Source organism: Streptococcus cristatus (assembly GCF_003943515.1).
GTDB classification, from domain to species: Bacteria; Bacillota; Bacilli; order Lactobacillales; family Streptococcaceae; genus Streptococcus; species Streptococcus cristatus_D.
Window position 1 is genome coordinate 1 of record NZ_RJPT01000015.1, and the last position, 26,715, is coordinate 26,715.

Consider the following 26,715-nt stretch of genomic DNA (forward strand, 5'->3'; position numbering starts at 1 on the left):
CCTCAGTGCCTCACTCAGCGCATCAGATTCAGCAAGTACAAGCTTGAGTACCAGCCTAAGTGCTTCGATCAGTGCCTCAGAGTCAACAAGCACGAGCCTGAGCACGAGTCTCAGTGCATCAATTAGTGCAAGCGACTCAGCAAGCACCAGCTTGAGTACCAGCCTAAGTGCTTCGATCAGTGCCTCAGAGTCAACAAGCACGAGCTTGAGCACAAGCCTCAGTGCCTCAATTAGCGCTTCAGATTCAGCAAGCACAAGTTTGAGTACCAGCCTCAGTGCCTCACTCAGCGCTTCAGATTCATCAAGCACGAGCCTCAGTGCCTCAATCAGTGCAAGCGACTCAGCAAGTACAAGTTTGAGCACAAGTCTAAGTGCTTCACTCAGTGCGTCAGATTCAGCAAGTACAAGCTTGAGTACCAGCCTCAGTGCCTCACACAGTGCGTCAGACTCAACAAGTACCAGCTTGAGTACTAGCCTCAGTGCATCAATCAGTGCGTCAGATTCAACAAGTACAAGTTTGAGCACAAGTCTAAGTGCATCAATTAGTGTAAGTGACTCAGCAAGCACCAGCTTGAGCACGAGCCTCAGTGCATCAATCAGTGCAAGCGACTCAGCAAGTACAAGTTTGAGCACAAGTCTAAGTGCTTCACTCAGTGCGTCAGACTCAACAAGTACCAGCTTGAGTACTAGCCTCAGTGCCTCACTCAGTGCCTCAGATTCAGCAAGTACCAGCTTGAGTACTAGCCTCAGTGCCTCACACAGTGCGTCAGATTCAGCAAGCACGAGCCTGAGCACAAGTCTAAGTGCATCAATTAGTGCTTCAGAGTCAATAAGTACAAGTTTGAGTACCAGTCTAAGTGCTTCACTTAGTTCGTCAGACTCAGCAAGTACAAGTTTGAGTACTAGTCTAAGTGCCTCAATTAGCGCTTCAGATTCAGCAAGCACAAGTTTGAGCACAAGTCTAAGTGCCTCAATTAGTGCCTCAGATTCAGCAAGCACAAGTTTGAGTACAAGCCTCAGTGCCTCAATTAGTGCTTCNGCTTCAGCAAGTACCAGCTTGAGCACGAGCCTCAGTGCCTCAATTAGCGCTTCAGATTCAGCAAGCACNAGNTTGAGTACAAGCCTCAGTGCCTCAATTAGCGCTTCAGATTCAGCAAGNACAAGTTTGAGCACAAGTCTNAGTGCCTCAATNAGTGCNTCAGATTCAGCNAGCACCAGCTTGAGNACNAGCCTCAGTGNATCAATTAGTGCTTCAGATTCAGCAAGCACCAGCTTGAGCACAAGCCTCAGTGCATCAATCAGTGCATCAGACTCAGCAAGTACAAGTTTGACTACAAGTCTAAGTGCTTCACTCAGTGCCTCAGATTCAGTAAGTACAAGTTTGAGCACGAGCCTCAGTGCCTCAATTAGCGCCTCAGATTCAGCAAGCACCAGCTTGAGTACAAGCCTCAGTGAATCAGACTCAGCAAGTACAAGCATAAGCACAAGTCTAAGTGCTTCAATCTCAGCAAGCGAGAGTGCATCGTCTTCAGCAAGCAGTAGCCAATCAGCCTCAGCAAGCGAGAGCGCTTCAGTGTCATTTAGCGCAAGTCAGTCTGCCTTTGTAAGCACTTCAGTATCATTTAGCGCTAGCGCGTCTGCTTTGGCAAGTGAAAATGATTTGGCATCGCTGAGCGTAAGCGAATCTCTATCAGCAAGCGCAAGCTTAAGCACCAGCGTATCGGCTTCAGTCAGCGCGTCAGATTCAACAAGTACAAGTGTAAGTACATCTACATCGCTTAGTGATAGCCTTTCAAGCAGCTTGAGTACAAGTGTGTCACAAGAGTCAAACTCATTCAGCTACAGTAAGGGTGATCCAACCAGCGAGTCTAAGCCAGAGTTTAACCTGCCAAGCTACCTCGCATCTGTAAGTGCAAGTACTTCAGCTTCTGTAAGTGATAGTCAGTCTATCTCTACTTCCTTGAGTACAAGTGCAAGCATTTCAGGTTCAATCAGTGCCAGTCATGCCATCGCCGACGATTCACTTTCAGCAAGTGCCTACTTGAGCATGAGTGTTTCTGCTTCATTGAGCACATCTGAAAGTGTGTCACTGAGTGATAGTGCAAGCATCTCTACTAGTCTGTCTGAAAGTGCAACTGTATCTAGTGCGACAAATCACTCTCAAGCACCTAAGCCACAGCCTGCACAACCAGAAAAAGTCAAGGTTACTCCAGACACTAAAGCTTTGCCAAATACAGGAACTGCCAATAATCCATTAGCAGCGCTTGGATTAGGAATAGCAACGTTGGCATCAGCCTTTCTTAAGAATAAAAAGAAGAAAGAATCAACATCTGATGTGAATTTGGAAGACTAATCTTAAAACCTAGCTAAAATGATACCAGCACTTTAGCGATGGAAAGCAAATCCCAGATAGCCTATGGCTATCTGGGATTTTTGCTCTTTGCATGTACAGAATGTGAGTTGTGCTGAGATAAACTGAGATAATTTCTATCTTTTAAGCCTGATCCTAGAAAGCGGTGAATAAAGCTAAATATTTTGAAATTTTGCTTTACCTGCTTGTCTTTTCTTGTCGTGAGAGAGCCTTGTCGCCTATTCTAGTTTGCTCTTGAGTATGAAGAAAAGTTTCAAAATGAGTAAAAATAATTCAATTCTTTTTAGAAAAGGCTTGTGAGATTAGGCTGGATGTTTTAAAATAGTATAGGAGATTATCCGCTATTTATTTTTCGGAGGAAAAGAAATGTCCATTAATTGGCAAGAAATTATATTTAGCTTTTTAGGAGGCTTGGGGCTGTTCCTGTATAGTATTCGTATGATGGGTGACGGCTTGCAGCAGGCAGCGGGAGACCGACTGCGCTATTTCATTGATAAGTACACGAGCAATCCTTTTTTAGGTGTGCTAGTTGGGATTGGGATGACAGCCCTGATTCAGTCTAGTTCAGGTGTGACGGTGATTACAGTTGGTCTGGTTAGTGCGGGGCTGTTGACCCTGCGTCAGGCTATCGGGATTGTCATGGGGGCCAATATTGGTACGACCGTGACTTCCTTCATCATTGGTTTTAAGTTGGGTGATTATGCACTTCCCTTGCTCTTTATCGGTGCGGTTTGCCTCTTTTTCACAAAAAATCGCTCTGTTAACAATATCGGGCGCATCTTCTTTGGTGTTGGTGGGATCTTTTTTGCCCTCAATCTCATGAGTGGAGCCATGGAGCCGCTTAAAGATCTGCAAGTCTTTCGCGACTACATGGTTCAGCTGAGTAAAAATCCAGTCTTAGGTGTCTTTGTCGGAACGGGTTTGACCTTGCTCATCCAGGCATCATCAGCGACTATTGGTATTCTACAAAATCTCTATGCCAGCAATCTCATTGATTTGCATGGGGCCTTGCCTGTCCTCTTTGGTGACAATATCGGAACGACGATTACAGCGATCATCGCTTCCTTGGGTGCTAATATCGCAGCCAAGCGTGTTGCTGGAGCCCATGTGGCCTTTAACGTGTTGGGGACAATCATCTGCATGATTTTCTTATTGCCTTTTACATCGCTGATTCAGTGGTTTGAGACAGCCTTGCACTTGTCACCAGAAATGACCATTGCCTTTGCCCACGGAACTTTTAATATTACCAATACCATTATCCAGTTTCCTTTTATTGGCTTTTTAGCATATTTGGTTACCAAGTTGATTCCGGGTGAGGATGAAACCGTTAAATACGAATCTCTCTACCTAGATACGATTTTGATCGATCAAGCGCCATCACTGGCTTTGGGAAATGCTAAAAAGGAACTCCTTCACTTGGGTGGCTACGCGGCCAAATCTTTCGAATTGGCCTATGATTATATTATTAATTACGAAGAAAAATCCGCTGAGAAGGGTCATAAGACTGAGGAAGCCATCAACGCTATTGATGATGAATTGACTCGCTATCTGATTGTCCTATCTGGTCAGCAGCTCAATCCAAAAGAGAGTGAAGTCTTGACCAGCATTCTGGACTCTAGCCGTGATTTGGAGAGGATCGGCGACCACTCAGAAGCTCTGCTGAATTTGACGGACTACTTGCACCGCAAGAAAGTGGAATTTTCACCAGCTGCCTTGGCAGAGTTGGAAAACATTTATCAACTGACCTTGGACTTTATCAAAGAAGCTTTGACTTCTGTGGAAACAAATGATGTGGAATTGGCCAACACTTTAGAAGCCAAGCATACAGCTATTGACAAGCTAGAACGCAGCTTGCGCAAGACTCACATTGCCCGTCTCAACAAGGGAGAATGTACGCCTCAGGCTGGGGTCAACTTCATCGATATTATTTCCCACTATACCAGAGTTGCTGACCACGCCATGAATTTGGCTGAGAAAGTACAAATGGAACAAATTTAAGACAGAAAGAGGCTGGGACAAAAGTCCTAGCCTCTCAATTGTCTTTGGATTGTCGAGCAAGACGCAGTGGTTGAGTGGGCTCTACTACGCTGATTTCATCAGCTTTTACAGCCCTACTCAACTGTGCGGAGGTGGGACGACGAAATTGAATTCTAACGAATTCCCGATTTCTGTCCCACTCTCTTTTCTTGATTTAAATAATATAATAAATTTTTTCAAAAAAGAGGTATAGACCATTTACAAATGAAATAGAAAGCGTTATAATAGAGTCAATAGAAATAGAACAAGAGGAGGCAGTCAAATGCCTAAATATATAAAAGCCGATCAGTTCTTCTATCCTCAAGGGATTCGCAAGGGTGGATTTTTGGAAGTGATTGATGGAAAATTTGGAAAATTAGTACAAGAAGTCCCTGCGGATGCAGAAGTGGTGGATTACACAGGCTACTCTGTCGCACCAGGTCTGGTGGATACCCATATCCATGGTTTTGGTGGGGTCGATGTCATGGACAATAACATCGAAGGTACCCTCCATACCATGAGTGAAGGGCTTTTGACGACTGGGGTGACCAGTTTCTTGCCGACTACGCTGACATCATCTTACGAGCAACTCTTGGCTGTAACAGAAAATATCGGTGCGCGCTATCAAGAAGCAAGTGGTGCCAAGATTCGCGGTCTCTACTTTGAAGGGCCTTACTTCACTGAAAAGTACAAGGGTGCCCAAAACCCAGCCTACATGAAGGATCCTCGTATGGATGAATTTCGTGCTTGGCAAAAGGCAGCCAATGGCCTGCTAAATAAGATTGCTTTGGCACCTGAGCGCGAGGGCGTGGAAGAATTTGTCCGCACCATCACTGATGAAGGTGTGACAGTCGCTTTGGGGCACTCTAATGCGACCTATGACGAAGCCAAGGCAGCAGTGGAAGCAGGAGCTAGTGTTTGGGTGCACGCCTACAATGGTATGCGAGGCTTGACCCACCGTGAGCTAGGTATGGTTGGGGCTATGTACGAGTTGCCTCACACTTATGCAGAGTTGATCTGTGATGGTCACCACGTGGATCCCAAGGCCTGTGATATTTTGCTCAAGCAAAAGGGCCATGAACATGTAGCCCTCATCACAGACTGTATGACTGCAGGTGGGCTGGAAGACGGCGACTATATGCTGGGAGAATTTCCAGTGGTGGTAGCCAATGGCACAGCTCGTCTCAAATCGACTGGTAACTTGGCAGGATCAATCCTGCAGCTCAAAGACGGTCTGAAAAATGTGGTTGAATGGGGTATCGCAAACCCTCACCAAGCAGTCATGATGGCCAGTCTTATCCCAGCAAAATCCGTCCACATTGACGATGTCTGTGGCCAGATCAAGGAAGGTTATGATGCCGACTTTATCGTGCTGGACAAGGATTTGGAGCTGGTTGCTACTTATCTGGATGGTGAAAAGCGCTTTGAAGCTGCCTCCAGTGTTCTTTAATTGAGTCTCCTTATATTTTTAGAAAGGATGGGGTAACCTGTCCTTTTTAATGTGGAGTTACTGACTTTTCCCTAGGATTTGCTAGAGGGACTTGGGCAAAGCTAGAATGGTTGGCGCAACTAGAAAGTCTCTGAGATATTTTTCTTAACAGATGGTAGGGCTTTCTCAATGAAAGAGAAGATGTTATAATAGGGTTATCACAGACGAGGAGGACAGGATGAAAAAGATTGATTATAAATTTATGGGAATGGGCTTGGTATTCCTCTTCTTTGGATTGCTATTGCATCGTTTCTTGATATTTATTGCTGGGCTGGCCTTTATCATTTACAGCTTTTTCAGCCGAGGCATGGCCCCAACCAAGGAAAATATCTTTAAGCCAAAATTGTCCAAAAGAAAGAAAAAATAAGGAGAACAGATATGAAAAATTATACCCTTAACAATGGCGTCAAGATCCCAGTTTTGGGCTTTGGTACTTGGAAGGCTCAGGACGGAGAAGAGGCTTATCAGTCAGTCTTGGCCGCCCTTAAGGCTGGCTATCGTCACATTGATACAGCAGCTATCTATAAGAATGAGGAGAGTGTTGGTCGAGCAATTAAAGACAGCGGCATTCCGCGTGAAGAGCTCTTCGTCACCACCAAGCTCTGGAATAGCAAGCATACTTATGAAGAGGCCATGGAAGCCTTTGACAGCTCTATGGAGCGGTTGGGGTTGGATTATCTGGATCTCTACCTTATCCACTGGCCAAATCCTAAGCCTTTACGAGAAGATGGAGCTTGGCAAAAGCGCAATGCAGAAGTTTGGCGGGCCATGGAAGACCTCTATCAAGCTGGTAAGATCCGAGCGATCGGCGTCAGCAATTTCCTGCCTCATCACCTAGAGGCTCTGCTGGAAACAGCGCGCGTCACACCAGCTGTCAATCAAATCCGCCTAGCGCCAGGTGTCTATCAGACAGAGGCGGTGGACTTCTGCCGTGCCCATGATATCCTACTTGAGGCTTGGGGACCTTTTGGGCAAGGCGAACTCTTCCAAAATCCAGCCGTACAGGCTATGGCGGACAAGTATGGCAAGACCATTGCCCAAATTGCTCTCGCTTGGAGCTTACAAGAAGGCTTTCTACCACTGCCTAAGTCAGTCACTCCGAGTCGGATTGCTAGCAATCTGGACTGCTTTGATATCGAACTGAGTCCAGCTGACCTCGAAATTCTTAAAAATATCAGCGGTTTGGAAGGTGGAGCACCTAATCCAGATGGGATGGATTTTTAAGCGCCTGATAGGTATCAGCTGAGTTGAAATCAATCTACTCGATATATTAGTTATTGGTATTTAATGACGTTTGTGGTGACCTAGGCCTCGGCCGGTCACTTTTCCTATAGTTTCGTGGCAATCTAGGTCTCGGCCGGCTACTTTTCCTATAGTTTCGTGGCAACCTAGGTCTAGGCTAGTTACTTTTCCTATAGAATCATGGCAACCTAGGCCTCGGCTGGCTATTTTTCCTATAGGTTCATGGCAAATTAGACCTCGGCTAGTCACTTTTCCTATAAATTAATGGTAATCTAGGCCTCGAACGCTCTTTTCATTGCTATTTATAAGATCCGTCGCCCCTCGGTCATTTGTCGTCAAAAACAAGTGGCAGATGAGGGGCGATTTTGTGTCTTTTTCTTTTGAAAGACTAGAGGAAAAGTCGGAAAGAGACTCCGTTTTTTGATAAAAATGCCCCTTTCAGGGATAAAAAATGACATTTTAGGGCAAGAGACCCTAAGTTTCATCTCTACATGCTATACTTGCTTTATCAAAAATATTGGAGAGGTTTTATGATGAACACTACTTACACCATTCGCCCCTTGTCTTATAGCAATCTGACCCACCGTGAGTTTGAGAGTCTAATGGTTGATTCCTATCAGGTACTCACGATTTTTACGAGTTCCTATAGAGATGAGGACATGTACAGCAAGCATCTAGAAGGCTTTCATAGTAAACTAGAGCAGTTTCAGGCTCAATTGGCCAATGTGGAAAAGAAAGACTCTATGAGTCTCGTAGAACTAGACAAGGAGCGAGATAACGCTCTGGTTGGTCTGTTTACCTTGCATAAGGGATTTGCCAAAATCAAAGATAGAGACTTGAAAGAAGCCTATGAAGTCTTGCTGCCAGTCTTTAAAAAATATAAGGATATCACCAAGCACACCAATGCTGTCGCAACGGCCGAGATTAAGAGTCTGCTTAAAACATTGCAGGAAGAGCCCTATCAGGGAGCTGTGATGAGTCTAGGCCTTCTCCCTATGCTGACGGCTGTGATAGCGGCTCAAGCGGACTATGATAAAGGAGAAGCAGAAGCGCGTGCAGTCAAGTCAGCCAAGGAAGTCGGTAAAACCAAACAGCTACGCAACGAAATCTCCCGTACCTACGACCTCTTTGTGCGCTACACAGCAGCCGTCGCAGAAGCCTATCCAGAGATCCCACTTGACCAAACTCCTCAAAGACCTCAATACGATCCGAGACAGCAAGCGCCGTTTAGTTGGTACAAATAAGAAAACAAAAACGGAAGAAACAGTAGAGAAATCAGCATAAAGAAGCCCCCCTTAGAAGGAAGATTCTAAGGGGGATTTTTGTGGATTTGTGATAGGTCTTTAGTAAGTAGAGACAGTGAATTAAAAATTAACTTATTTCAAATTGTTAATATCACTGATGAAAAGTGAGCGTAATATTGTATTCTCTGTTTTTTTAACTCCTAAATCATTCCTCATATGGTTCAATATTTCTTCTGATTTATCAAGTAGTTTTTGTCTATCAGTATTTTCGAAAGAAAGCAATATAAACTCAGACCATGATTTTACAACGTTTTTAGATCCCCATAAAGAAAGACTTTTATTAAGAGTTAGTATATCATTTTCTAATTCAGGGTAATTTTGATCTTTATTTTTTACTATTTTATAGATTATCGCTACAAATTGTTCATATGGTTCTTCTCGTTTTTGTGTTAAATACTCTCTTTTTTGTTGTTGTCGTTCCCAAATAAATTTGGCAATAGTAGACGCAATTGAGATTGTACCAGACACTAGAGCTACAATAATAACAGTATCCAGTGTTGGTAGGTTATTAAAAAATGTGATTGAGAATAGTATTGCTTTTACTAGTGCCCAAAGGCTAAAAATGAGAATAGCAATTGCAATAATTTGACCAATACGATATGAAATTTTTTCCATTATGGCTCCTTTAAATTAAAGATACCTTTATTTTACAGCATTAGGATTAAGGAATCAATATTTTTTAGATAGTTGTACATCTCCTATTATGCTGAAAGCATAAGCTGAAGAAATTAAATATTTTTAAATATAGCAATATCAAAATAGTGTTATTTTAGTATAAAAATACTTTATGGTTCGTTGAGAAACTGATAAAATAGTTCGAAGATAAGCAATAAAATNATAAATAGATATTGAATAAGGGAATTCAATTGTTAATTAGATATAATTTAGAGTATAGGAGATGAAGATTGTTATGGATAAGTTAGCTATTTTTCAAATATTGGGTGAATTTTTAAATTCACAATTTATCAGTTCAATGCTCGGTGCTCTTTTGGGCGCTGGGGTAGCAGTGTATATTGCAAAGCTTCAAAATAAGCAACAACTTAAACAGTTGAAATATGAACATAAACTACAACGAGAATTTTTTGAAAAACAAGAAGAGAACGAAAGGGAACGTGTATTTTTACAATATACTATTGAGCGTGCAGAGCGTTCGTATGAGATATTGAGTGATTTAAGAAGTGCTAAAAAGTTATTTGTAGATGCAATATTTGAATTGATGAAGAGCCTTCCTAATGATTTAAAATTAGATGAAGATATTGAATTTGAAAAACATTTTTCCTTACTATATGCAGAGTATCTGCTTCCTAAATACGACTCTATTATAAAATTAAGAGATATGTTATTACTAACTCTGGTTATTCAGGATGATATTGAACTATCTAGGTTAAAAGAAGAAGTTCGTAAGGAAGTTGCAATCTTTGTAGACTATCACAAAAAAATAAGTCAAGTAAAGATTTTTGAAGAGTATAAAGAAGTAGCTGATGATTTTATGAGTAAGTCAAAACTGACTGAAAAATGTGACGAATTAAGGACTTATTTAACCAAGTATATAACAGAAACTACATTTAGGCTAGTTTCTCCTGAGAGAATGGCTGAGAAGATACTAAAACAAACAAAAGGGGATTTAAATATTCGATTTAAAGTTGTAAGAAAGGAGAATATGAAAGGGGGCAACTGAAGATTAGATTTGAAACTTTTAATAGAAATTGGAGAAAACTTAGACAATGTATACTTGTCCTACAAAAAATATACAAATAATTTAAGAAAAGGATTTAGTTCTGTATTGGACAGGGCTAGGTCTTTTTTGTTTAATTGGTTTGTTCCTCTGTATAGTACTTTCGTGGTAATTTCTTATAAAAAACACCCCAATCGTTAGATTTTCTGTCTAACTTTTGAGGTGTGCTTTTTTTATTGCAATCTGTTTTATTTATCAATACAATTTCAAATCACGAGGGTCAACTGGGAAGGTTGGGTTGTATGGGTTGTGACGTAGTTTGAAGTGTTTGACATCTTCGATGTTCTGAGTTCCAGATAGTTGCATGACGGTTTTTAATTCGGCATTTAGGTGTTCAAAGACTTGACGTACACCAACGCTACCACCGAGAGCCAAGCCATAAATAACAGGTCGTCCAATGGCCACCAAGTCTGCTCCTGAAGCCAAGGCTTTAAAGACATGTTGGCCACGGCGAATACCGGAGTCAAAGACAATCGGTACACGTTTATCAACTGCTTCAGCAACTTCTTGAAGCGAGTCAAAGGCAGCTGGTCCACCGTCGATTTGGCGGCCACCGTGGTTGGTTACCCAGATTCCAGAAGCACCTGCAGCAAGTGAACGTTCGACATCTTCACGGCATTGAGGGCCTTTGACATAGACAGGGAGCCCTGAGTATTCAGCGATAAACTCGACATCTCGTGGAGACAGGCGTTGTTTAGCTGATTTATAGACAAAGTCCATGGACTTACCAGCACCTTCTGGCAAGTATTCTTCAACGATAGGCATACCAACTGGGAAAACAAAGCCATTGCGCTTGTCAACTTCACGATTGCCCCCTACAGTCGCATCCGCAGTTAAGACAATGGCTGTGTAGCCTTCTGCCTTGACACGATCCATGATATGGCGGTTAATGCCATCATCTTTNCTGAAGTAAAATTGGAACCAATGAGGTGTCCCTTGGAGGGCTTGGGAAATTTCTGGAAGGTCAACAGTGGAGTAGGAGCTGGTTGTATAAAGAGAGCCAAACTCATGTACACCACGCGCAGTAGCAACTTCCCCCTGTTCATTTGCTAATTTATGGGCTGCAACAGGCGCCATGATGATTGGTGAAGACAGTTTTTCTCCAGCAAATTCAATCTCAGTGCTTGGATTTTCCACATCACAGAGTGTATGAGGAACAATGAGTTTATGATTAAAAGCTCGAATGTTCTCGCGTAAAGTGAACGTGTCCTCAGCTCCACTCGCGATGTAGCCAAAAGCAGCTTTAGGAATGACTTGCTGCGCCATGGGCTCCAGATCATAGGTGTTGATAAAATCTACAGGGCCTTCGGCATTGCTTGTTTTGTATGACATAAAATGTCCTCCTTGATAAAAGTAAACGTTTACTTTTTTGATTTACAGGAACATCTTAACTCTTTTTCATGTCATTTTCAAAAATTTTGTCTGGAAGTTTCAGATTGCAATAGAGACGATAAATATTTTTTATCATTGTGATAGAAAATACATATTATCCAAACATGTCTTTTAGTGCTACAATAGCTGTATTATTCCTAGATGGGAGGTTCTCTTTTGGATTGGTCCATTGTTGAACAATATCTACCATTATATCAAAAGGCATTTTTTCTAACCCTGCATATCGCAGTTTGGGGCATTTTGGGAGCTTTTCTAGTTGGTTTACTTGTTAGTATCATCCGACATTATCGTATCCCTGTTTTGGCACAGCTAGCCACAGCTTATATTGAATTGTCGCGAAATACGCCTCTTTTGATTCAACTCTTCTTTCTCTACTTCGGGCTTCCCCGAATAGGGATTGTCCTTTCCTCGGAGGTCTGCGCCACACTTGGTCTTATCTTTTTGGGAGGCTCCTATATGGCAGAATCTTTCCGAAGCGGGCTAGAAGCAGTTAGTCAAACCCAGCATGAGATTGGCTTAGCGATCGGTCTGACACCCGTTCAAGTTTTTCGCTACGTAGTCTTGCCGCAAGCCACAGCAGTGGCTCTGCCGTCCTTCAGTGCTAATGTGATTTTCTTGATTAAGGAAACCTCTGTCTTCTCTGCGGTTGCTCTAGCCGACCTCATGTACGTTGCCAAGGACTTGATTGGGCTTTACTATGAGACAGATATTGCACTGGCTATGTTGGTAGTGGCCTATCTTATCATGCTCCTACCTATATCGTTGCTTTTTAGTTGGATAGAAAGGAGGCTCCGTCATGCAGGATTCGGGAATACAAGTACTCTTTCAGGGAAATAATCTCCTGCGGATCATACAGGGATTGGGAGTCACGATTGGTATTTCCATCCTCTCTGTCCTCTTATCCATGATTTTTGGTACGGTTATGGGAATCATCATGACCTCTCATTCTAGAGTCGTTCGTTTCCTGACGCGCTTTTATCTGGAATTTATCCGCATCATGCCTCAACTGGTGCTACTCTTTATCGTTTATTTCGGCTTAGCTCGAAATTTCAATATCAACATTTCTGGAGAAACTTCTGCCGTTATCGTTTTTACCCTCTGGGGAACGGCTGAGATGGGGGATTTGGTTCGTGGAGCTATCACTTCCCTTCCCAAACATCAGTTTGAAAGTGGACAGGCGCTGGGCTTAACGACCTTCCAACTTTACTATCACATCATCATCCCACAGGTCTTGAGAAGACTGCTTCCGCAGGCCATCAATCTCGTTACTCGGATGATTAAAACGACTTCCTTGGTTGTTTTGATTGGGGTAGTTGAAGTCACAAAAGTGGGGCAGCAGATCATCGACAGCAATCGCTTGACCATTCCAACTGCTTCCTTTTGGATTTATGGAACCATACTGGTCTTGTACTTCGCAGTTTGCTTCCCTATCTCTAAACTATCTACTCACTTAGAAAAACACTGGAGGAACTAAATGTCTGATACTGTATTAGAAATCAAGGATCTAAAAAAATCCTTCGGAGACAATCCCATCCTCCAAGGTCTTTCCCTAGAAATCAAAAAAGGGGAAGTAGTGGTTATTCTAGGGCCATCTGGTTGTGGGAAAAGTACCCTGCTTCGCTGCCTTAACGGCCTAGAAAGCATTCAAGGTGGAGATATTCTTCTGGATGGTCAGTCCATTATTGGAAACCAGAAAGACTTTCACTTGGTTCGTCAAAAGATTGGCATGGTCTTTCAAAGTTATGAACTCTTTCCCCATCTGGATGTCCTGCAAAATCTTATCCTAGGTCCTGTCAAGGCACAAGGGCGAGATAAGAAAGAGGTGACGGAAGAAGCCCTGCGGTTACTTGAACGTGTCGGATTGCTCGACAAGCAACATAGTTTTGCTCGCCAATTGTCTGGTGGACAGAAGCAACGGGTAGCTATCGTCCGTGCCCTGCTCATGCATCCAGAAATTATCCTTTTTGACGAGGTGACGGCCTCACTGGATCCTGAAATGGTGCGTGAGGTCCTCGAACTCATCAATGATCTAGCCCAAGAAGGTCGCACTATGATTTTGGTGACCCACGAAATGCAGTTTGCCCAAGCCATTGCGGACCGGATTATCTTCCTCGACCAAGGGAAGATTGCTGAAGAAGGAACGGCTCAGTCCTTCTTTACCAATCCACAAACCAAACGAGCACAAGAATTTTTAAACGTTTTTGACTTCAGCCAATTTGGCTCATATTTATAAAGGAGATTCTTATGAAACTACTCAAACCCCTCTTAACCCTTTTTGCACTTGCCTTTGCCCTTATCTTTGTCACAGCTTGTGGCTCAGGCGGAAATGCTACTTCCTCATCTGGCAAAACTACTGCCAAAGCTCGCACTATTGAGGAAATCAAAAAAAGTGGTGAACTTCGAATTGCTGTATTTGGCGACAAGAAACCTTTTGGTTATGTAGACAACGATGGTTCTTACCAAGGTTATGACATCGAACTGGGAAATCAGCTGGCCAAGGACCTCGGTGTTAAGGTAAAATACGTTTCTGTCGATGCTGCCAACCGTGCAGAATACTTGATTTCGAACAAGGTGGACATCACCCTTGCTAACTTTACCGTCACTGACGAACGTAAGAAACAAGTTGACTTTGCCCTTCCATACATGAAGGTTTCACTGGGTGTTGTGTCTCCTAAGAAAGGTGTCATCACAGATGTTAAACAGCTTGAAGGCAAGACCTTGATTGTCACAAAAGGAACTACCGCTGAAACTTACTTTGAGAAAAATCATCCAGAAGTTAAGCTTCAAAAATACGACCAATACAGTGACGCCTACCAAGCTCTTTTGGATGGACGTGGAGACGCCTTCTCGACTGACAATACTGAAGTTCTAGCTTGGGCTCTTGAAAATAAAGGATATGAAGTAGGAATTACTTCGCTTGGCGACCCAGATACTATCGCACCAGCAGTCCAAAAAGGAAACAGAGAGTTGCTTGATTTCATCAATAAAGACATTGAAAAATTGGGCAAGGAAAACTTCTTCCACAAGGCTTATGAAAAGACTCTTCACCCAACCTACGGTGATGCTGCAAAAGCAGATGACCTCGTCGTTGAAGGTGGAAAGGTAGAATAGAAGCGTTGGTTAAGTAGAAAAATTTACCTTAAAAAATGAACCGCATCTCAACAGTTAGACAGAAAGAGTCTGGCAGTTGAGGTGCGGTTCAAATTATGTTTGTTTGATTTGTTTTGATTTCTATAAGTAGAGCTCAGTTAGCTTGTGAGCTACACCATCTTGGTCATTAGTGAGTTCAAGCTGTTGGTCAGCATAAGGCAGCAGGGTTTCGCTGGCATTCTTCATGGCATAGCCTGTTCCCGCAAATTCCAGCATTTCAGTATCATTGTGCTCGTCACCAAAAGCAATCAGGTCCTTGCGATCGACATTGAGGATGTTGAGCAGGTACTGGAGGGCGAAGGCTTTGTTAACACCTTTAGGGCCGCACTCAAGGATATTGAGAGGACCGCCCCAGGTATTGATAGAGAGTTCGTGCTGGTAAAAGGCATTCATCTCTTCAGCCAGAGCATATTTGTCCGTAGCATGGGTTTGCAGCAAAATGGCATTTGGATTTTTGGTGACCAGCTGCGCTTGAAATTGATTTTCTGGCTTAAAATTATCAATGCCAAAGAGCTTGGGATCTGCGATTTCTTCGTTCGTATTTGTGATATAGAATTTCTTGCGGTATTCTCCAGCGATGAAGTCGGCTTCGATTTCTTCTTTTCGTTGGACCATATCCAGCAAGAAAGACTTGTCTACGGTCAAGGATTGTTCAAATTCCCACTTTTGCTCAGGGATATGGGTCAAAGATCCGTTGAAGTTTATCATGGGGGTATTCAGCTCTAATTCCTTATAGAAGTTCAGAGCCATGCGGTAAGGGCGGCCAGTAGTGATGATGACCTTGTGTCCTTTAGCCGATATTTTTTTGATAGTTTCTTTGGTAAAATCAGACAGCTTACTCTCAGAATTAAGCAAGGTTCCATCCAAATCTACAGCAATTACTTTTTTTGTCATTCTTTTTCCTCATACAGTCTCGCGAAGTATTGTAAAGACTATTATAACAGAATTAAGAATAAATGCCACAAGTTGTGGTATAATGTTTTCTCAATAGCTAAGACGAAAGATGTCTGCTGATAGTCTATGAGCGAAGAGAGTTGAAGTAAAGGGGAGGAGCCTGTATGCGTAAACCAATTTTCATTCACATTTTTTTCCTACTAATTGCATTTGTTGTGTATATTCAGGGGATTACGGTTCAGGGACCAGACCTGATTTGGAATATGATTCTGGCCTTAATTGCCTATGACGCTGCGGTCTTAACGACGATATCTAAGAAGCAGAAATGGCTTTATCCACTTTTGTTGGTGGTTTGGCTGGCCTTTTATCCTAATACTTTTTATATGCTGACGGACTTGGTGCACATGACTTGGGTGGGAGATACTCTGTGGAACCCTGTTAGCATGCGCTTATTCATGGCTTTTGTGCCGAGCATTTTATTTGGCGTTTACTGCGGGATTGAAAGCTGGAATATTTTGCGCGAACGCTGGAAGTGGACTTGGTGGTTGGATATGCTTGTGGTTGCGGCTCTGTCTTATCTATCGAGTCTAGCCATCTATATCGGTCGTTATGACCGTCTCAACTCCTGGGACTTGGTGACGCGGCCCCAGCTAGTTGTCCAAAAGCTACTGGAGACCTTTCAGAAGGATCGTCTGGTATTTATCCTTGGATTTACCTTTATCCAAATCATGACTTTGCTCTTTTTAAGCAGAGAAAATAAAAAATAAGACACTTTAAAGTATTTTTTGGAGCAATGGACTTGAAAAAGTGAATGTTTTTGAGTATAATCATAGTATTGTTCGTAAATAACGAATAAGCAGCACTGTTTTAAAGAAAATAAGGAGTTCTCTTTTATACAGTTGCCATAAAACAATTTAGGAGATTATCTATAATGGATAAATTATTTAAACTCAAAGAGCACGGTACGGATGTTCGTACGGAAGTTCTCGCTGGGTTAACAACTTTCTTTGCTATGAGCTACATCCTCTTTGTCAATCCAGCCATGCTGTCGCAAACGGGTATGCCAGCTCAAGGTGTCTTTCTGGCTACGATCATCGGTTCTGTTGCTGGAACACTCATGATGGCCTTTTATGCCAACCTCCCTTACGCACAGGCGCCGGGTATGGGTCTCAATGCTTTCTTTACGTTCACGGTTGTCTTTAGTCTGGGCTATACTTGGCAAGAGGCTCTGGGTATGGTCTTCATCTGTGGTCTGATCTCACTCTTCATTACCCTGACCAAGATTCGGAAGGCTATTATCGAGTCTATTCCATCAGCTTTGCGTTCAGCTATTTCCGCTGGTATCGGTGTCTTCCTAGCTTATGTAGGGATTAAAAATGCCGGACTGTTGAAGTTTTCGATCGATCCAGGCAACTATGTAGTAGCTGGTAAAGGAGCTGATCAAGCGAAGGCTGCTCTTACAGCAAACTCAGCTGCAACTCCAGGATTAGTTGATTTTAATAATCCAGCAGTTTTACTCGCTTTACTTGGTCTAGCGATTACAGTTTTCTTTGTTATCAAGGGTATCAAAGGCGGCATTATCTTGTCTATCTTTACAACGACGGTCGTAGCGATTGCTGTTGGCTTAGTAAACCTGTCTGCGATTGACTTCGGTCAGCACAATCTGTCAACAGCTTTAAAAGAACTTGGACAAGTGTTCGGGGTTGCGGTTGGTCCAGAAGGCTTGGGAGCCCTCTTCGCTGATACGGCCCGCCTGCCTCAGACATTTATGGCTATTCTGGCCTTCTCTCTGACCGATATCTTTGATACTATTGGTACCCTGATCGGAACTGGTGAAAAAGTTGGTATCGTCGCAAGCTCTGGTGAAAACCATGAGTCAGAAGGTTTGGATAAGGCTTTGTACTCAGACTTGATCGGAACGACTATCGGTGCAATCGCCGGAACATCTAACGTTACTACTTACGTAGAGTCTGCAGCTGGTATCGGAGCTGGCGGACGGACTGGTTTGACAGCCTTGGTTGTAGCGGTCTGCTTTGCAGTATCTAGCTTCTTTAGTCCACTTTTGGCCATCGTTCCAACAGCAGCAACTGCACCAATCTTGATTGTCGTTGGGATCATGATGCTTGGCAGTCTGAAAAATATCCAGTGGGATGATATGGCAGAAGCTGTCCCAGCTTTCTTCACCTCTATCTTCATGGGCTTCACTTACAGTATCACGAACGGGATTGCAGCAGGATTTATCATGTATGCTCTTGTGAAAGTCATCAAAGGTCAAGCTAAGGATGTGCATCCAATGATTTGGATTTTAAATCTGCTTTTCATCCTTAACTTTATCAGCCTAGCTCTTTCTTAAGAATCAGTATTAAGAAGTTGGAAATCTCCCAGCTTCTTTCTTTATGCGAGAAAAAGATTTGTGGACGATCTTAGATTCTTTTTGATAGAAGTGAGTGGCTTGTCCTCAATAAAAGATTTGGAGGTCTATCTAATTTTTTTCAAATATTTTGCTTCCTCTATTAGAAAATTGAGCGCAAATGCAAATCTTCTGGTATAATAAAAGAATGTTTAGTCATAATGAAGAAGAATTAATCAAATGGGGCCAGCGTCTCGGAAGCCTCCTTCAGGAGCAAGATGTTTTGGTTTTGACAGGAGACTTGGGTGCGGGTAAGACGACTTTTACCAAGGGCTTGGCCCAAGGTCTGGGCATCAAGCAGATGATCAAAAGTCCGACCTATACCATTGTTCGCGAGTATGAAGGGCGTTTGCCGCTTTATCATTTAGATGTCTATCGGATTGGTGAAGATCCAGACTCGATTGACTTGGATGATTTTCTCTTTGGTGAGGGAGTTACGGTCATCGAGTGGGGAGAATTGCTAGCTGATAGTTTACCAGATGATTATCTGAAGCTGACTCTTCTAAAGAAAGACGACGGTCGCGAGCTAGTCTTTGAAAGTCAGGGACGCCGTTCTCAGGAATTGCTGGAGGAATTGCTGCATGGCTGAGTTTGAATTAGCCTTGCGGGAGGCAGAGAAGGCAGATGCTGCTGACTTGATTTGCTTCTTAAATCAAGTCGGAGCCGAGTCAGACTACATGACCTTGGATGAGGCTGGGATTTTGATGGATGAAGAGCAGATGGCTCAGTTCATTCAGCGTCAAGCTGAGTCGGATAATCAGCTTTATCTTTTGGCCTTGCTTGATAATGAAATCGCTGGGATTGTCAGTATCACAGCGGATTTTTATGAGCGGATTCGCCACATTGGGCAAGTCTTTATCGTTGTCAAAAAAGCCTTTTGGAATCAAGGCCTCGGTCGTATCTTGCTAGAAGAAGCTGTGGATTGGGCAGAAAATGGAAGCAGTCTTCGCCGTTTGGAACTGACTGTTCAGGTAAGAAATGAGCGAGCTGTTCATCTCTATAAAGAATTAGGATTTGAAATCGAAGGCCTACAAAAAAGAGGGGCCTATTTAAGAGAAGGGATATTTCTAGATGTTTACCTGATGGGAAAACTGATAGATTGATGAAATATGTTAAAAAAAATTGTACGAATGTTTTTGAGTCTGTTGCTTGTAACAGCTATTGGGGTAGGAGGCTATGCTTGGACTATTTACAATCAGTCAACAGATGCTTTGTCCCATACTTACAAGGGTTTTGGGAATGAGACGAACGTTATTGCGGAAACCAAGCCCTTGACGATTTTACTGATGGGGGTAGATACAGGAAGCGGCTCGCGGTCTGATACCTGGAAGGGAAATAGCGACTCCATGCTCCTCCTATCTGTCAATCCTCAGACTAAAAAGACGGTCATGATGAGTTTAGAGCGGGATATACTGACTCAGATCGATGAAAATGGCGAAACGACAGAAGCCAAACTCAATGCGGCCTATGCTTATGGCGGTGCAGAATTGGCCATTGCGACTATTGAGAAATTGATGAACATCCATATTGACCGTTATGTGATGATCAATATGCAAGGACTGGTTCAGTTAGTCGATGCAGTTGGCGGTATTGAAGTCAACAATACTTTTGATTTCCCGATTTCCATCGAAGAAAATGAACCGGAATATACTGCAACTGTCGAGCCAGGCAAGCATTTGATCAATGGAGACCAAGCTCTGGTTTATGCCCGCATGCGTTACCAGGATCCAGAGGGTGACTACGGTCGTCAGAAACGTCAGCGTGAGGTGATCCGAAAGGTCGTTGAGAAGGTGCTCAGTCTCAATAGTATCAGCCATTATCAAGCAATCTTACGAGCAGTCAGCAAGAATATGCAGACCAATGTAGCGCTGGATGCGGGAAGTATCCCTCAGTTATTGGGCTACAAAGACGCCTTTAGAAGCATTCAGTCTGAACAATTGCGCGGGGAAGATGCTACCTTGGCTGATGGCGGTAGCTATCAGCTGGTTACGTCTGATCATTTGCTAGAAATGCAAAATTTGATTCGGAAAACGTTGGGCTTGTCTTCAGTTAAGACTCTGAAAACCAATGCCGTACTGTATGAAGACTTGATGGGAGGCCGGAGCCTACGTGCTTCTAGTTCAGAGAGTTCAAGCTCAGTCCAGAATGATCGAGCTATTTATAGCCAACCTAGTGAGAGCACTTATGGTAGTAGCTATAGCAGTTATAGTAGTTATAGTAGTTATAGTAGTTATAGTAGTTATAGCAACTATAGTTCCTATACTCCTGAGCCTAGTGCTAGCAGTGAACCGCCAGCAAGTTCTGCGCCTGCATCTACGCCAGCTCCGACACCGTCAGCATCATCTGCCGATCACCCTGCAACATCAGCATCTTCTGAATAAACAAATCGCCCAAGCTTACTAGCTTGAGCGATTTTTAATGCCTGTGGTTCTTATTTTGCGAGCCATTTCCAGAAGAAATCAATAATATAGGTCAGTCCGTAAGTGTAGATGATGAGGGTGATGGGTTTGCAGAGTACGATAATCAGCATATACTTTTTGAAGGTCATCTTGGTCAAGGCGGCTAGCATACAGAGAAAATCAGCGGGACTGATGGGCCAAATCATCATAAAGATAAAGAAACGCTCAAAGCGATTGCCCTCATCCATCCAGCCCACATACTTGTCATAGGTCCGCTTGCTGACGACGGACTGGACAAAGGCTGGTCCGTAGGTGCGAGCCAGATAGAAGATGATGGCGCAGCCGATGACGATGCCGACATAGTTGTAGATGGTGCCGACGATATGCCCGTAGATAAAGATGCCTGCAACAGAGGTCAAGGCGCCAGGGATAATGGGCACGACAGTCTGCAAGATTTGTAGGAAGATAAACAGAGGTGGTCCCCAGATGCCTGCTTGTCTGATAAAGGCAGACAAGGTTTCCTTGGACTGGAGAATCCCTGCATAGTAAGCCCAGATGCAAAAGGCCACTGTCCCCACAGCTCCGATGATGGACGACCAGTTGATGATTTTTTGCAAAAAGGGAGAAACAGTTTTCATTTCTCGATCCTTGCTTGCCATAGGCACCTCCAAGAGAATTATTCTTATATCTACTATAGCATCTTTTGCCATTTTTGTAAGCTTTGAAGCTATAGGTGCCAAAAAGCCTATTTTATGCTATAATAGTGCGAATACGATTTTTGGAGAGAGATGTGGCGATTGAAGATTACATGCCCGACTTTGCGGTCGAGGCGGTTTACGATTTGACAGTAGAGAGTTTGAAAAGGCAGGGGATCAAGGCGGTTTTGGTGGACTTGGATAATACCCTGATTGCTTGGAATAATCCTGACGGGACCCCAGAGATGAAGAAGTGGCTCCATGATTTGCGGGATGCGGGCATTCGGATTATCGTGGTGTCCAATAATAACCAAAAGCGGGTCAAGCGAGCTGTTGGAAAGTTTGAAATTGACTATGTCTACTGGGCGATGAAGCCTTTCACTTGGGGCATTGATCGGGCGCTCAAGCTTTTTCACTTTGAAAAAAATGAAGTGGTCATGGTGGGCGACCAGCTCATGACGGATATTCGGGCAGCGCATCGGGCTGGAATTCGCTCGATTTTGGTCAAACCGCTGGTCGAGCATGACTCTATCAAAACCCAGATCAATCGGGCGCGTGAACGCCGTGTGCTCAAGAAAATCACTGAAAAATACGGCCCAATTCAATACAAAAAAGGAATTTAAGCATGGAAGAACTTCTCTGTATCGGCTGCGGAGCCACTATTCAGACAGAAGATAAGGGCAAGCTAGGCTACACGCCCCAGTCGGCCCTAGAAAAAGGCTTGGAGACAGGCGAACTCTATTGCCAGCGCTGTTTCCGCTTGCGCCATTATAATGAAATCAGCGACGTCCAGCTGACGGATGATGATTTTCTGCGCCTTCTGCATGAGGTTGGAGATAGCGACGCTTTGGTCGTCAATGTTGTCGATATTTTTGACTTTAATGGATCGGTCATCCCTGGCCTGCCTCGCTTTGTCGCAGGAAATGATGTGCTCTTAGTCGGGAATAAAAAGGACATTCTGCCTAAGTCAGTCAAGGATGGTAAGGTGACTCAATGGCTGACGGAGCGAGCTCACGAAGAAGGTCTGCGTCCAGTTGATGTCATTCTGACCTCTGCTCAAAACAAGCAGGCCATAAAGGACTTGATTGACAAGATTGAGCACTGCCGCAAGGGACGTGATGTGTATGTGGTCGGCGTGACCAATGTGGGCAAGTCCACTTTGATTAACGCCATTATTCAGGAAATCACGGGTGATAAGGATGTCATTACGACTTCGCGCTTCCCTGGAACAACTCTGGATAAAATCGAGATTCCTTTGGCGGATGGCAGTCATATCTATGATACACCAGGCATCATCCATCGTCACCAGATGGCTCACTATCTTTCTGCTAAGAATCTCAAATATGTCAGCCCCAAAAAGGAAATTAAGCCCAAAACCTACCAGCTCAATCCTGAGCAAACCCTCTTTTTGGGTGGTTTAGGTCGCTTTGATTTTGTGGCGGGAGACAAGCAAGGCTTCACAGCTTATTTTGACAATGAGCTCAAGCTCCACCGGACCAAGTTGGAAGGTGCCAGCGATTTTTATGACAAGCATGTCGGCAGTCTCTTAGTGCCGCCAGTTGGCAAGGAAAAGGAAGAATTTCCAGCTTTGGTCAAGCATGAATTTACCATCAAGGACAAGACAGATATCGTCTTCTCTGGTCTGGGGTGGATTCGCGTCAGTGGCCCTGCCCGAGTAGCTGGCTGGGCGCCAGAGGGTGTGGCGGTTGTCACTCGGAAAGCCATCATTTAATTATTTAAAAAACCAAGGGGGAAGAAATTCCCTTAAAATAAGGAAGGAAAAGGCTATGAACAGTGGGAAAAAGGAAGGTCCCAACTGACTTTAGCCTTATAGAAGAACATGACACTAACATCAAAACAACGCGCCTTTCTCAACAGTCAGGCACATAGTCTCAAACCCATCATTCAGATTGGGAAAAATGGACTCAATGACCAAATCAAAACCAGCGTCCGTCAGGCGCTGGACGCGCGCGAGCTGATTAAGGTTACGCTCTTGCAAAATACGGATGAAAATATCCACGAGGTCGCTGAGATTCTGGAAGAAGAAATCGGAGTGGATACGGTGCAGAAGATTGGCCGAATCTTGATTCTCTACAAGCAGTCCAGCAAAAAGGAAAATCGCAAACTCTCTGTCAAAGTCAAGCAAATTTAAGGAAAAATTTCTGTGGAGATGTCAGCCTATGGCTATTGAATTACTGACCCCCTTTACTAAGGTGGAATTAGAACCAGAAGTTAAAGATAAGAAACGCAAGCAGATTGGTATTTTAGGTGGGAATTTCAACCCTGTCCACAATGCTCATTTGGTCGTGGCAGATCAGGTCTGCCAACAGTTAGGCTTGGATCAGGTCCTGCTCATGCCAGAATACGAGCCACCTCATGTGGATAAGAAAGAGACCATCGATGAAAAGCATCGGCTGAAGATGCTGGAGCTGGCTATCGATGATATTGAAGGCCTAGGGATTGAAACCATTGAGCTGGAGCGCAAGGGAATTTCCTACACCTACGACACTATGAAGATCCTGACAGAGCAACATCCAGATACAGATTATTATTTTATCATTGGTGCGGATATGGTGGATTATCTGCCCAAGTGGTACCGGATTGATGAGCTAGTTGAGCTGGTTCAGTTTGTCGGTGTTCAGCGGCCGCGCTACAAGGCAGGGACTTCTTACCCTGTCATCTGGGTGGATGTACCCCTCATGGATATCTCCTCCAGCATGGTGCGGGATTTTCTGGCTCAGGGACGGATTCCCAATTTCCTGCTGCCTCAGCCAGTTCTAGATTACATTGAGAAAGAAGGGCTTTACCTATGACCTATGAAAGCTATATCCGCATGAGTCGTGAGGCCTTACTGGCTAAGATGGAAACTGTCATGCCTGAGAAGCGCCTGCGGCATTGTCTAGGTGTGGAAAAGGCTGCCCGTGAATTGGCGGAGCGCTTCGATCTTGATGTCGAAAAAGCGGGTTTGGCAGGGCTTCTACACGACTATGCTAAGAAGATCTCGGATGAGGAATTTCTGGCCTTGATTCACAAATACCAGCTGGATCCTGACCTGAAAAACTGGGGCAATAATGTCTGGCATGGCATGGTGGGCATTTACAAGATTCAGGAAGATTTAGGCATCGAAGATGCTGATATTCTGCGAGCCATCGAGATTCATACGGTGGGCAGTAACACCATGTCTGAGCTGGACAAGGTGGTCTATGTCGCTGACTACATTGAGCACAACCGGGACTTTCCGGGAGTGGATAAGGCCAGAGAGCTGGCTCAGCGGTCGCTCAATCAAGCTGTGGCCTACGAAACAGCAAGGACAGTGGAGCATTTGGCTCACAAGGGGATGCCCATCTATCCGCAAACTTTGGAGACTTACAATGCCTTTGTAGGATATTTGAAGGAAATAGAAGAAAATTAAAGAGGAACTATGAAAGAACAAGAATTATTGGAACTGGTCGTGAAGGCGGCCGATGAAAAACGTGCAGAAGATATTGTGGCTTTGGACTTGCAAGGCCTGACCACTGTGACAGATTACTTTGTCATCGTCAGCTCGATGAACAGCCGTCAGCTGGATGCAGTAGCTGAAAATATCCGTGAGAAAGCTGCAGCGGCTGGTGTTTCTGCTGGTCATGTTGAGGGCGACGCAGCAGGTGGCTGGGTGCTCTTAGACTTGGGTGGCATCGTTGTCCATGTCTTTTCTGAGGAAATGCGGGCGCATTACAATCTGGAAAAACTTTGGCACGAAGCAACTGGTGTAGATGTCGCAGCCTTATTGGAAGAAAAAAACAAGTGATTTTTTGCCCTTAGGCAGAAAGCAGAATTCGGCTCAGTCAGCCTGCTGGCTGGGCTATTTTTGAAAGGAAAAGTATGGCAACTTATGAAACCTTCGCGTCGGTTTACGATGCGATTATGGATGATTCTTTGTATGAGAAGTGGACGGATTTCAGCCTGCGTCATTTTCCCAAGGATAAGAAAAAGCTGCTGGAGTTGGCCTGTGGTACGGGCATTCAGTCTATTTATTTTAAGCAGGCAGGTTTTGATGTGACGGGGTTGGACCTGAGTCAGGAAATGCTGGATTTGGCAGAGAAGCGTGGCAGAGATGCCGGTTTGGACATTCCCTTTATCCAGGGCAATATGCTGGATTTGAGTGGAGTCGGTCAGTTTGATTTGGTGACTTGTTACTCAGACTCCATTTGCTATATGGAGGACGAAGTCGATGTCGGTCAGGTATTTACTGAGGTTTACCAGCATCTAAATGAGGGTGGCCGCTTTATCTTTGACGTGCACTCGATTTACCAGATTGACGAGGTTTTTCCAGGTTATTCTTATCATGAAAATGCTGAAACTTTTGCCATGGTCTGGGATTCTTATGCGGACGAACCGCCTCATTCCATCGTGCATGAGCTGACCTTCTTTGTCCAAGACGAGGATGGTCGCTTCACGCGCCACGATGAGGTGCATGAGGAGCGGACCTATGAGATTCTGACCTATGATATCTTGCTGGAGCAGGCTGGCTTTAAGAATGTCAAGGTTTACGCGGACTTTGAGGACAAGGAGCCGACTGACAAGAGCGCTCGCTGGTTCTTTGTGGCGGAGAAATGAAACTTAGCAATATGTTTTGAGGAGTTGAATTTGGAAAATAAACAGACTTTAATTTTTATAAAACAGAAAAATCGGACAGATGATGTTTTATCAATTAAGCCGGGAATAGATGGCAAAATTAAGGTGAGGTATACAAATAATAAAGAATATTCCTATAACAAAGAAGATGTTGAAGAATATCAATTTTTGGAAAAATTACCTGTAGAAAATTATAAATTTAGTCGCTCAGGATATGGCGCCTATAATAATGTTATCTCTGTTGAAAAATACTCATATTTAGAAAAAAATAAAATAAAAGTTTGTTTTGAACATGGCAAGAACGTTATTTTAAATCAAGAGAATTTTAAAATTGAACAATCCGCCTTATTTGAAAAAAAGGCTAATGACGTCTTTGAGTATCTTAAAAAACTTGCCAATTTAAATAATATAAAATCTGATGATGGTAGTTCTCTCTTAGGTAAGAATTATGAAAGAGTTACTTTTGTTTCACAACAATCTGTCTTACATCGTTTCCTATCAGCATCAAGTACAAAAGTTGAATCGGAATCTAAATCTGATGATCAAAGTCTAATATTTCCTTTCGGTTGTAATAATAGTCAACTCATTGCGACGGAAAGAGCTTTGAAAAATCAAATTAGCTTCATTGAGGGACCTCCCGGAACAGGAAAAACTCAAACAATTTTAAATATTTTGTCGAATATTATTTACAGAAATCAGACAGCTTTAGTGGTGTCAAATAATAATTCTGCAATTGCTAATATTAAAGAGAAATTATCTCAACCAGAGATAGCTTTAGATTTTTTGACAGCTACGCTGGGCAGTAAAAAAAATAAAGAAAAATTTTTAAAAAATCAATCTTCTCATTATCCTAATTATTTACCAGATATTCTTGAAAATAAAGAAAGAAATCTAAATTTTGAACTGGTTAAAAAAGCTTTTTCGCTAAAAGAAGAAATAGCAAATATAAAATCACAGATCTCTTTTATTGAGATAGAATATCAACATTTTCAAGATTACATGTC

General features: G+C 43.4%; 27 protein-coding genes and 1 pseudogene. 24 read left to right on the plus strand and 4 right to left on the minus strand.

Annotated features, from left to right (window positions below; all coding sequences use genetic code 11):
• Positions 1–1,573 precede the first annotated feature (1,573 nt).
• From D8791_RS10710 to D8791_RS09795, 6 genes and pseudogenes are all read left to right on the plus strand, one after another.
• The gene (locus D8791_RS10710) at positions 1,574–2,353 is read left to right on the plus strand and encodes an LPXTG cell wall anchor domain-containing protein (protein ID WP_312023734.1); all 780 of its coding nucleotides are present in this window, start codon (positions 1,574–1,576) and stop codon (positions 2,351–2,353) included.
• Between the two features lie 384 nt (positions 2,354–2,737).
• Complete coding sequence (locus D8791_RS09765) at positions 2,738–4,369, plus strand: Na/Pi cotransporter family protein (RefSeq protein ID WP_125447652.1); 1,632 nt, start codon at positions 2,738–2,740, stop codon at positions 4,367–4,369.
• A 301-nt stretch (positions 4,370–4,670) separates the two neighbouring features.
• On the plus strand, positions 4,671–5,837 hold the full coding sequence (nagA, locus tag D8791_RS09775) for an N-acetylglucosamine-6-phosphate deacetylase (RefSeq protein WP_125447654.1): 1,167 nt from the start codon (positions 4,671–4,673) through the stop codon (positions 5,835–5,837).
• 217 nt (positions 5,838–6,054) lie between these two features.
• Complete coding sequence (locus D8791_RS09780) at positions 6,055–6,243, plus strand: hypothetical protein (RefSeq protein WP_125388213.1); 189 nt, start codon at positions 6,055–6,057, stop codon at positions 6,241–6,243.
• A gap of 11 nt (positions 6,244–6,254) precedes the next feature.
• Positions 6,255–7,100, plus strand: coding sequence for an aldo/keto reductase (locus tag D8791_RS09785; protein ID WP_125447656.1), 846 nt, complete (start codon positions 6,255–6,257; stop codon positions 7,098–7,100).
• Between the two features lie 551 nt (positions 7,101–7,651).
• Positions 7,652–8,402, plus strand: a pseudogene (locus tag D8791_RS09795) (DUF6261 family protein).
• A gap of 92 nt (positions 8,403–8,494) precedes the next feature.
• On the opposite strand, the gene D8791_RS09800 reads toward D8791_RS09795, so the two are convergent.
• Positions 8,495–9,037, minus strand: coding sequence for a hypothetical protein (locus tag D8791_RS09800; protein WP_045498643.1), 543 nt, complete (start codon positions 9,035–9,037; stop codon positions 8,495–8,497).
• Between the two features lie 295 nt (positions 9,038–9,332).
• Here D8791_RS09800 and D8791_RS09805 point away from each other — a divergent pair, with 295 nt between their 5' ends.
• Positions 9,333–10,100, plus strand: coding sequence for a hypothetical protein (locus tag D8791_RS09805; RefSeq protein WP_223368254.1), 768 nt, complete (start codon positions 9,333–9,335; stop codon positions 10,098–10,100).
• A 252-nt stretch (positions 10,101–10,352) separates the two neighbouring features.
• Here D8791_RS09805 and lctO read toward each other — a convergent pair whose 3' ends face one another.
• On the minus strand, positions 10,353–11,489 hold the full coding sequence (lctO, locus tag D8791_RS09810) for an L-lactate oxidase (protein WP_125447660.1): 1,137 nt from the start codon (positions 11,487–11,489) through the stop codon (positions 10,353–10,355).
• A gap of 216 nt (positions 11,490–11,705) precedes the next feature.
• Here lctO and D8791_RS09815 point away from each other — a divergent pair, with 216 nt between their 5' ends.
• From D8791_RS09815 to D8791_RS09830, 4 genes are read left to right on the plus strand one after another with little or no spacing between them, the layout of a single operon-like run.
• On the plus strand, positions 11,706–12,386 hold the full coding sequence (locus tag D8791_RS09815; protein ID WP_005592376.1) for an amino acid ABC transporter permease: 681 nt from the start codon (positions 11,706–11,708) through the stop codon (positions 12,384–12,386).
• Positions 12,346–13,023, plus strand: coding sequence for an amino acid ABC transporter permease (locus D8791_RS09820; RefSeq protein ID WP_125447662.1), 678 nt, complete (start codon positions 12,346–12,348; stop codon positions 13,021–13,023). The genes D8791_RS09815 and D8791_RS09820 overlap by 41 nt, the downstream gene beginning before the upstream one ends.
• On the plus strand, positions 13,024–13,782 hold the full coding sequence (locus D8791_RS09825; protein WP_125447664.1) for an amino acid ABC transporter ATP-binding protein: 759 nt from the start codon (positions 13,024–13,026) through the stop codon (positions 13,780–13,782).
• A gap of 11 nt (positions 13,783–13,793) precedes the next feature.
• Positions 13,794–14,660, plus strand: coding sequence for a cysteine ABC transporter substrate-binding protein (locus D8791_RS09830; protein ID WP_125447666.1), 867 nt, complete (start codon positions 13,794–13,796; stop codon positions 14,658–14,660).
• A 120-nt stretch (positions 14,661–14,780) separates the two neighbouring features.
• Here D8791_RS09830 and D8791_RS09835 read toward each other — a convergent pair whose 3' ends face one another.
• Entirely contained in the window at positions 14,781–15,593 is an 813-nt protein-coding gene (locus D8791_RS09835; protein WP_125447667.1) for a Cof-type HAD-IIB family hydrolase, read from the minus strand.
• Positions 15,594–15,757: 164 nt separating this feature from the next.
• Between D8791_RS09835 and D8791_RS09840 the strand changes: the two genes are divergently transcribed.
• The 5 genes from D8791_RS09840 (at position 15,758) to lytR (ending at position 20,384) form a co-directional block, all read left to right on the plus strand.
• A complete protein-coding gene (locus tag D8791_RS09840) occupies positions 15,758–16,360 on the plus strand; it encodes a DUF1361 domain-containing protein (RefSeq protein WP_125447669.1) in 603 nt (200 codons plus the stop codon).
• 164 nt (positions 16,361–16,524) lie between these two features.
• Positions 16,525–17,946 (plus strand): NCS2 family permease, encoded by a 1,422-nt coding sequence (locus D8791_RS09845; RefSeq protein ID WP_125372029.1) that lies wholly within the window; start codon positions 16,525–16,527, stop codon positions 17,944–17,946.
• 205 nt (positions 17,947–18,151) lie between these two features.
• Complete coding sequence (gene tsaE, locus D8791_RS09855; RefSeq protein WP_125447674.1) at positions 18,152–18,592, plus strand: tRNA (adenosine(37)-N6)-threonylcarbamoyltransferase complex ATPase subunit type 1 TsaE; 441 nt, start codon at positions 18,152–18,154, stop codon at positions 18,590–18,592.
• A complete protein-coding gene (locus tag D8791_RS09860) occupies positions 18,585–19,106 on the plus strand; it encodes a GNAT family N-acetyltransferase (protein ID WP_125447676.1) in 522 nt (173 codons plus the stop codon). Before tsaE ends, D8791_RS09860 begins: the two co-directional genes overlap by 8 nt.
• A gap of 6 nt (positions 19,107–19,112) precedes the next feature.
• Positions 19,113–20,384, plus strand: coding sequence for a glycopolymer--peptidoglycan transferase LytR (gene lytR, locus D8791_RS09865; RefSeq protein WP_125447679.1), 1,272 nt, complete (start codon positions 19,113–19,115; stop codon positions 20,382–20,384).
• Positions 20,385–20,434: 50 nt separating this feature from the next.
• Here lytR and D8791_RS09870 read toward each other — a convergent pair whose 3' ends face one another.
• The gene (locus D8791_RS09870; RefSeq protein ID WP_125447681.1) at positions 20,435–21,061 is read right to left on the minus strand and encodes a TVP38/TMEM64 family protein; all 627 of its coding nucleotides are present in this window, start codon (positions 21,059–21,061) and stop codon (positions 20,435–20,437) included.
• A gap of 131 nt (positions 21,062–21,192) precedes the next feature.
• Between D8791_RS09870 and D8791_RS09875 the strand changes: the two genes are divergently transcribed.
• The 8 genes from D8791_RS09875 to D8791_RS09910 form a co-directional block, all read left to right on the plus strand.
• Positions 21,193–21,720 (plus strand): YqeG family HAD IIIA-type phosphatase, encoded by a 528-nt coding sequence (locus D8791_RS09875; protein ID WP_185760585.1) that lies wholly within the window; start codon positions 21,193–21,195, stop codon positions 21,718–21,720.
• 2 nt (positions 21,721–21,722) lie between these two features.
• Positions 21,723–22,829, plus strand: coding sequence for a ribosome biogenesis GTPase YqeH (gene yqeH / locus D8791_RS09880; protein WP_125447683.1), 1,107 nt, complete (start codon positions 21,723–21,725; stop codon positions 22,827–22,829).
• 108 nt (positions 22,830–22,937) lie between these two features.
• Complete coding sequence (gene yhbY / locus D8791_RS09885; protein WP_002896287.1) at positions 22,938–23,249, plus strand: ribosome assembly RNA-binding protein YhbY; 312 nt, start codon at positions 22,938–22,940, stop codon at positions 23,247–23,249.
• 28 nt (positions 23,250–23,277) lie between these two features.
• A complete protein-coding gene (locus D8791_RS09890) occupies positions 23,278–23,910 on the plus strand; it encodes a nicotinate-nucleotide adenylyltransferase (RefSeq protein ID WP_125447685.1) in 633 nt (210 codons plus the stop codon).
• The gene (yqeK, locus tag D8791_RS09895; protein WP_125447687.1) at positions 23,907–24,509 is read left to right on the plus strand and encodes a bis(5'-nucleosyl)-tetraphosphatase (symmetrical) YqeK; all 603 of its coding nucleotides are present in this window, start codon (positions 23,907–23,909) and stop codon (positions 24,507–24,509) included. The genes D8791_RS09890 and yqeK overlap by 4 nt, the downstream gene beginning before the upstream one ends.
• Positions 24,510–24,518: 9 nt before the next feature.
• Positions 24,519–24,884 carry a ribosome silencing factor gene (rsfS, locus tag D8791_RS09900; protein ID WP_002915774.1) on the plus strand — a complete coding sequence of 122 codons (366 nt, stop codon included), beginning with the start codon at positions 24,519–24,521 and terminating at the stop codon, positions 24,882–24,884.
• A gap of 74 nt (positions 24,885–24,958) precedes the next feature.
• Complete coding sequence (locus tag D8791_RS09905) at positions 24,959–25,693, plus strand: class I SAM-dependent DNA methyltransferase (protein WP_125447689.1); 735 nt, start codon at positions 24,959–24,961, stop codon at positions 25,691–25,693.
• Between the two features lie 30 nt (positions 25,694–25,723).
• A partial coding sequence (locus D8791_RS09910; RefSeq protein WP_260473523.1) for an AAA domain-containing protein occupies positions 25,724–26,715 on the plus strand: 992 nt, incomplete at its 3' end.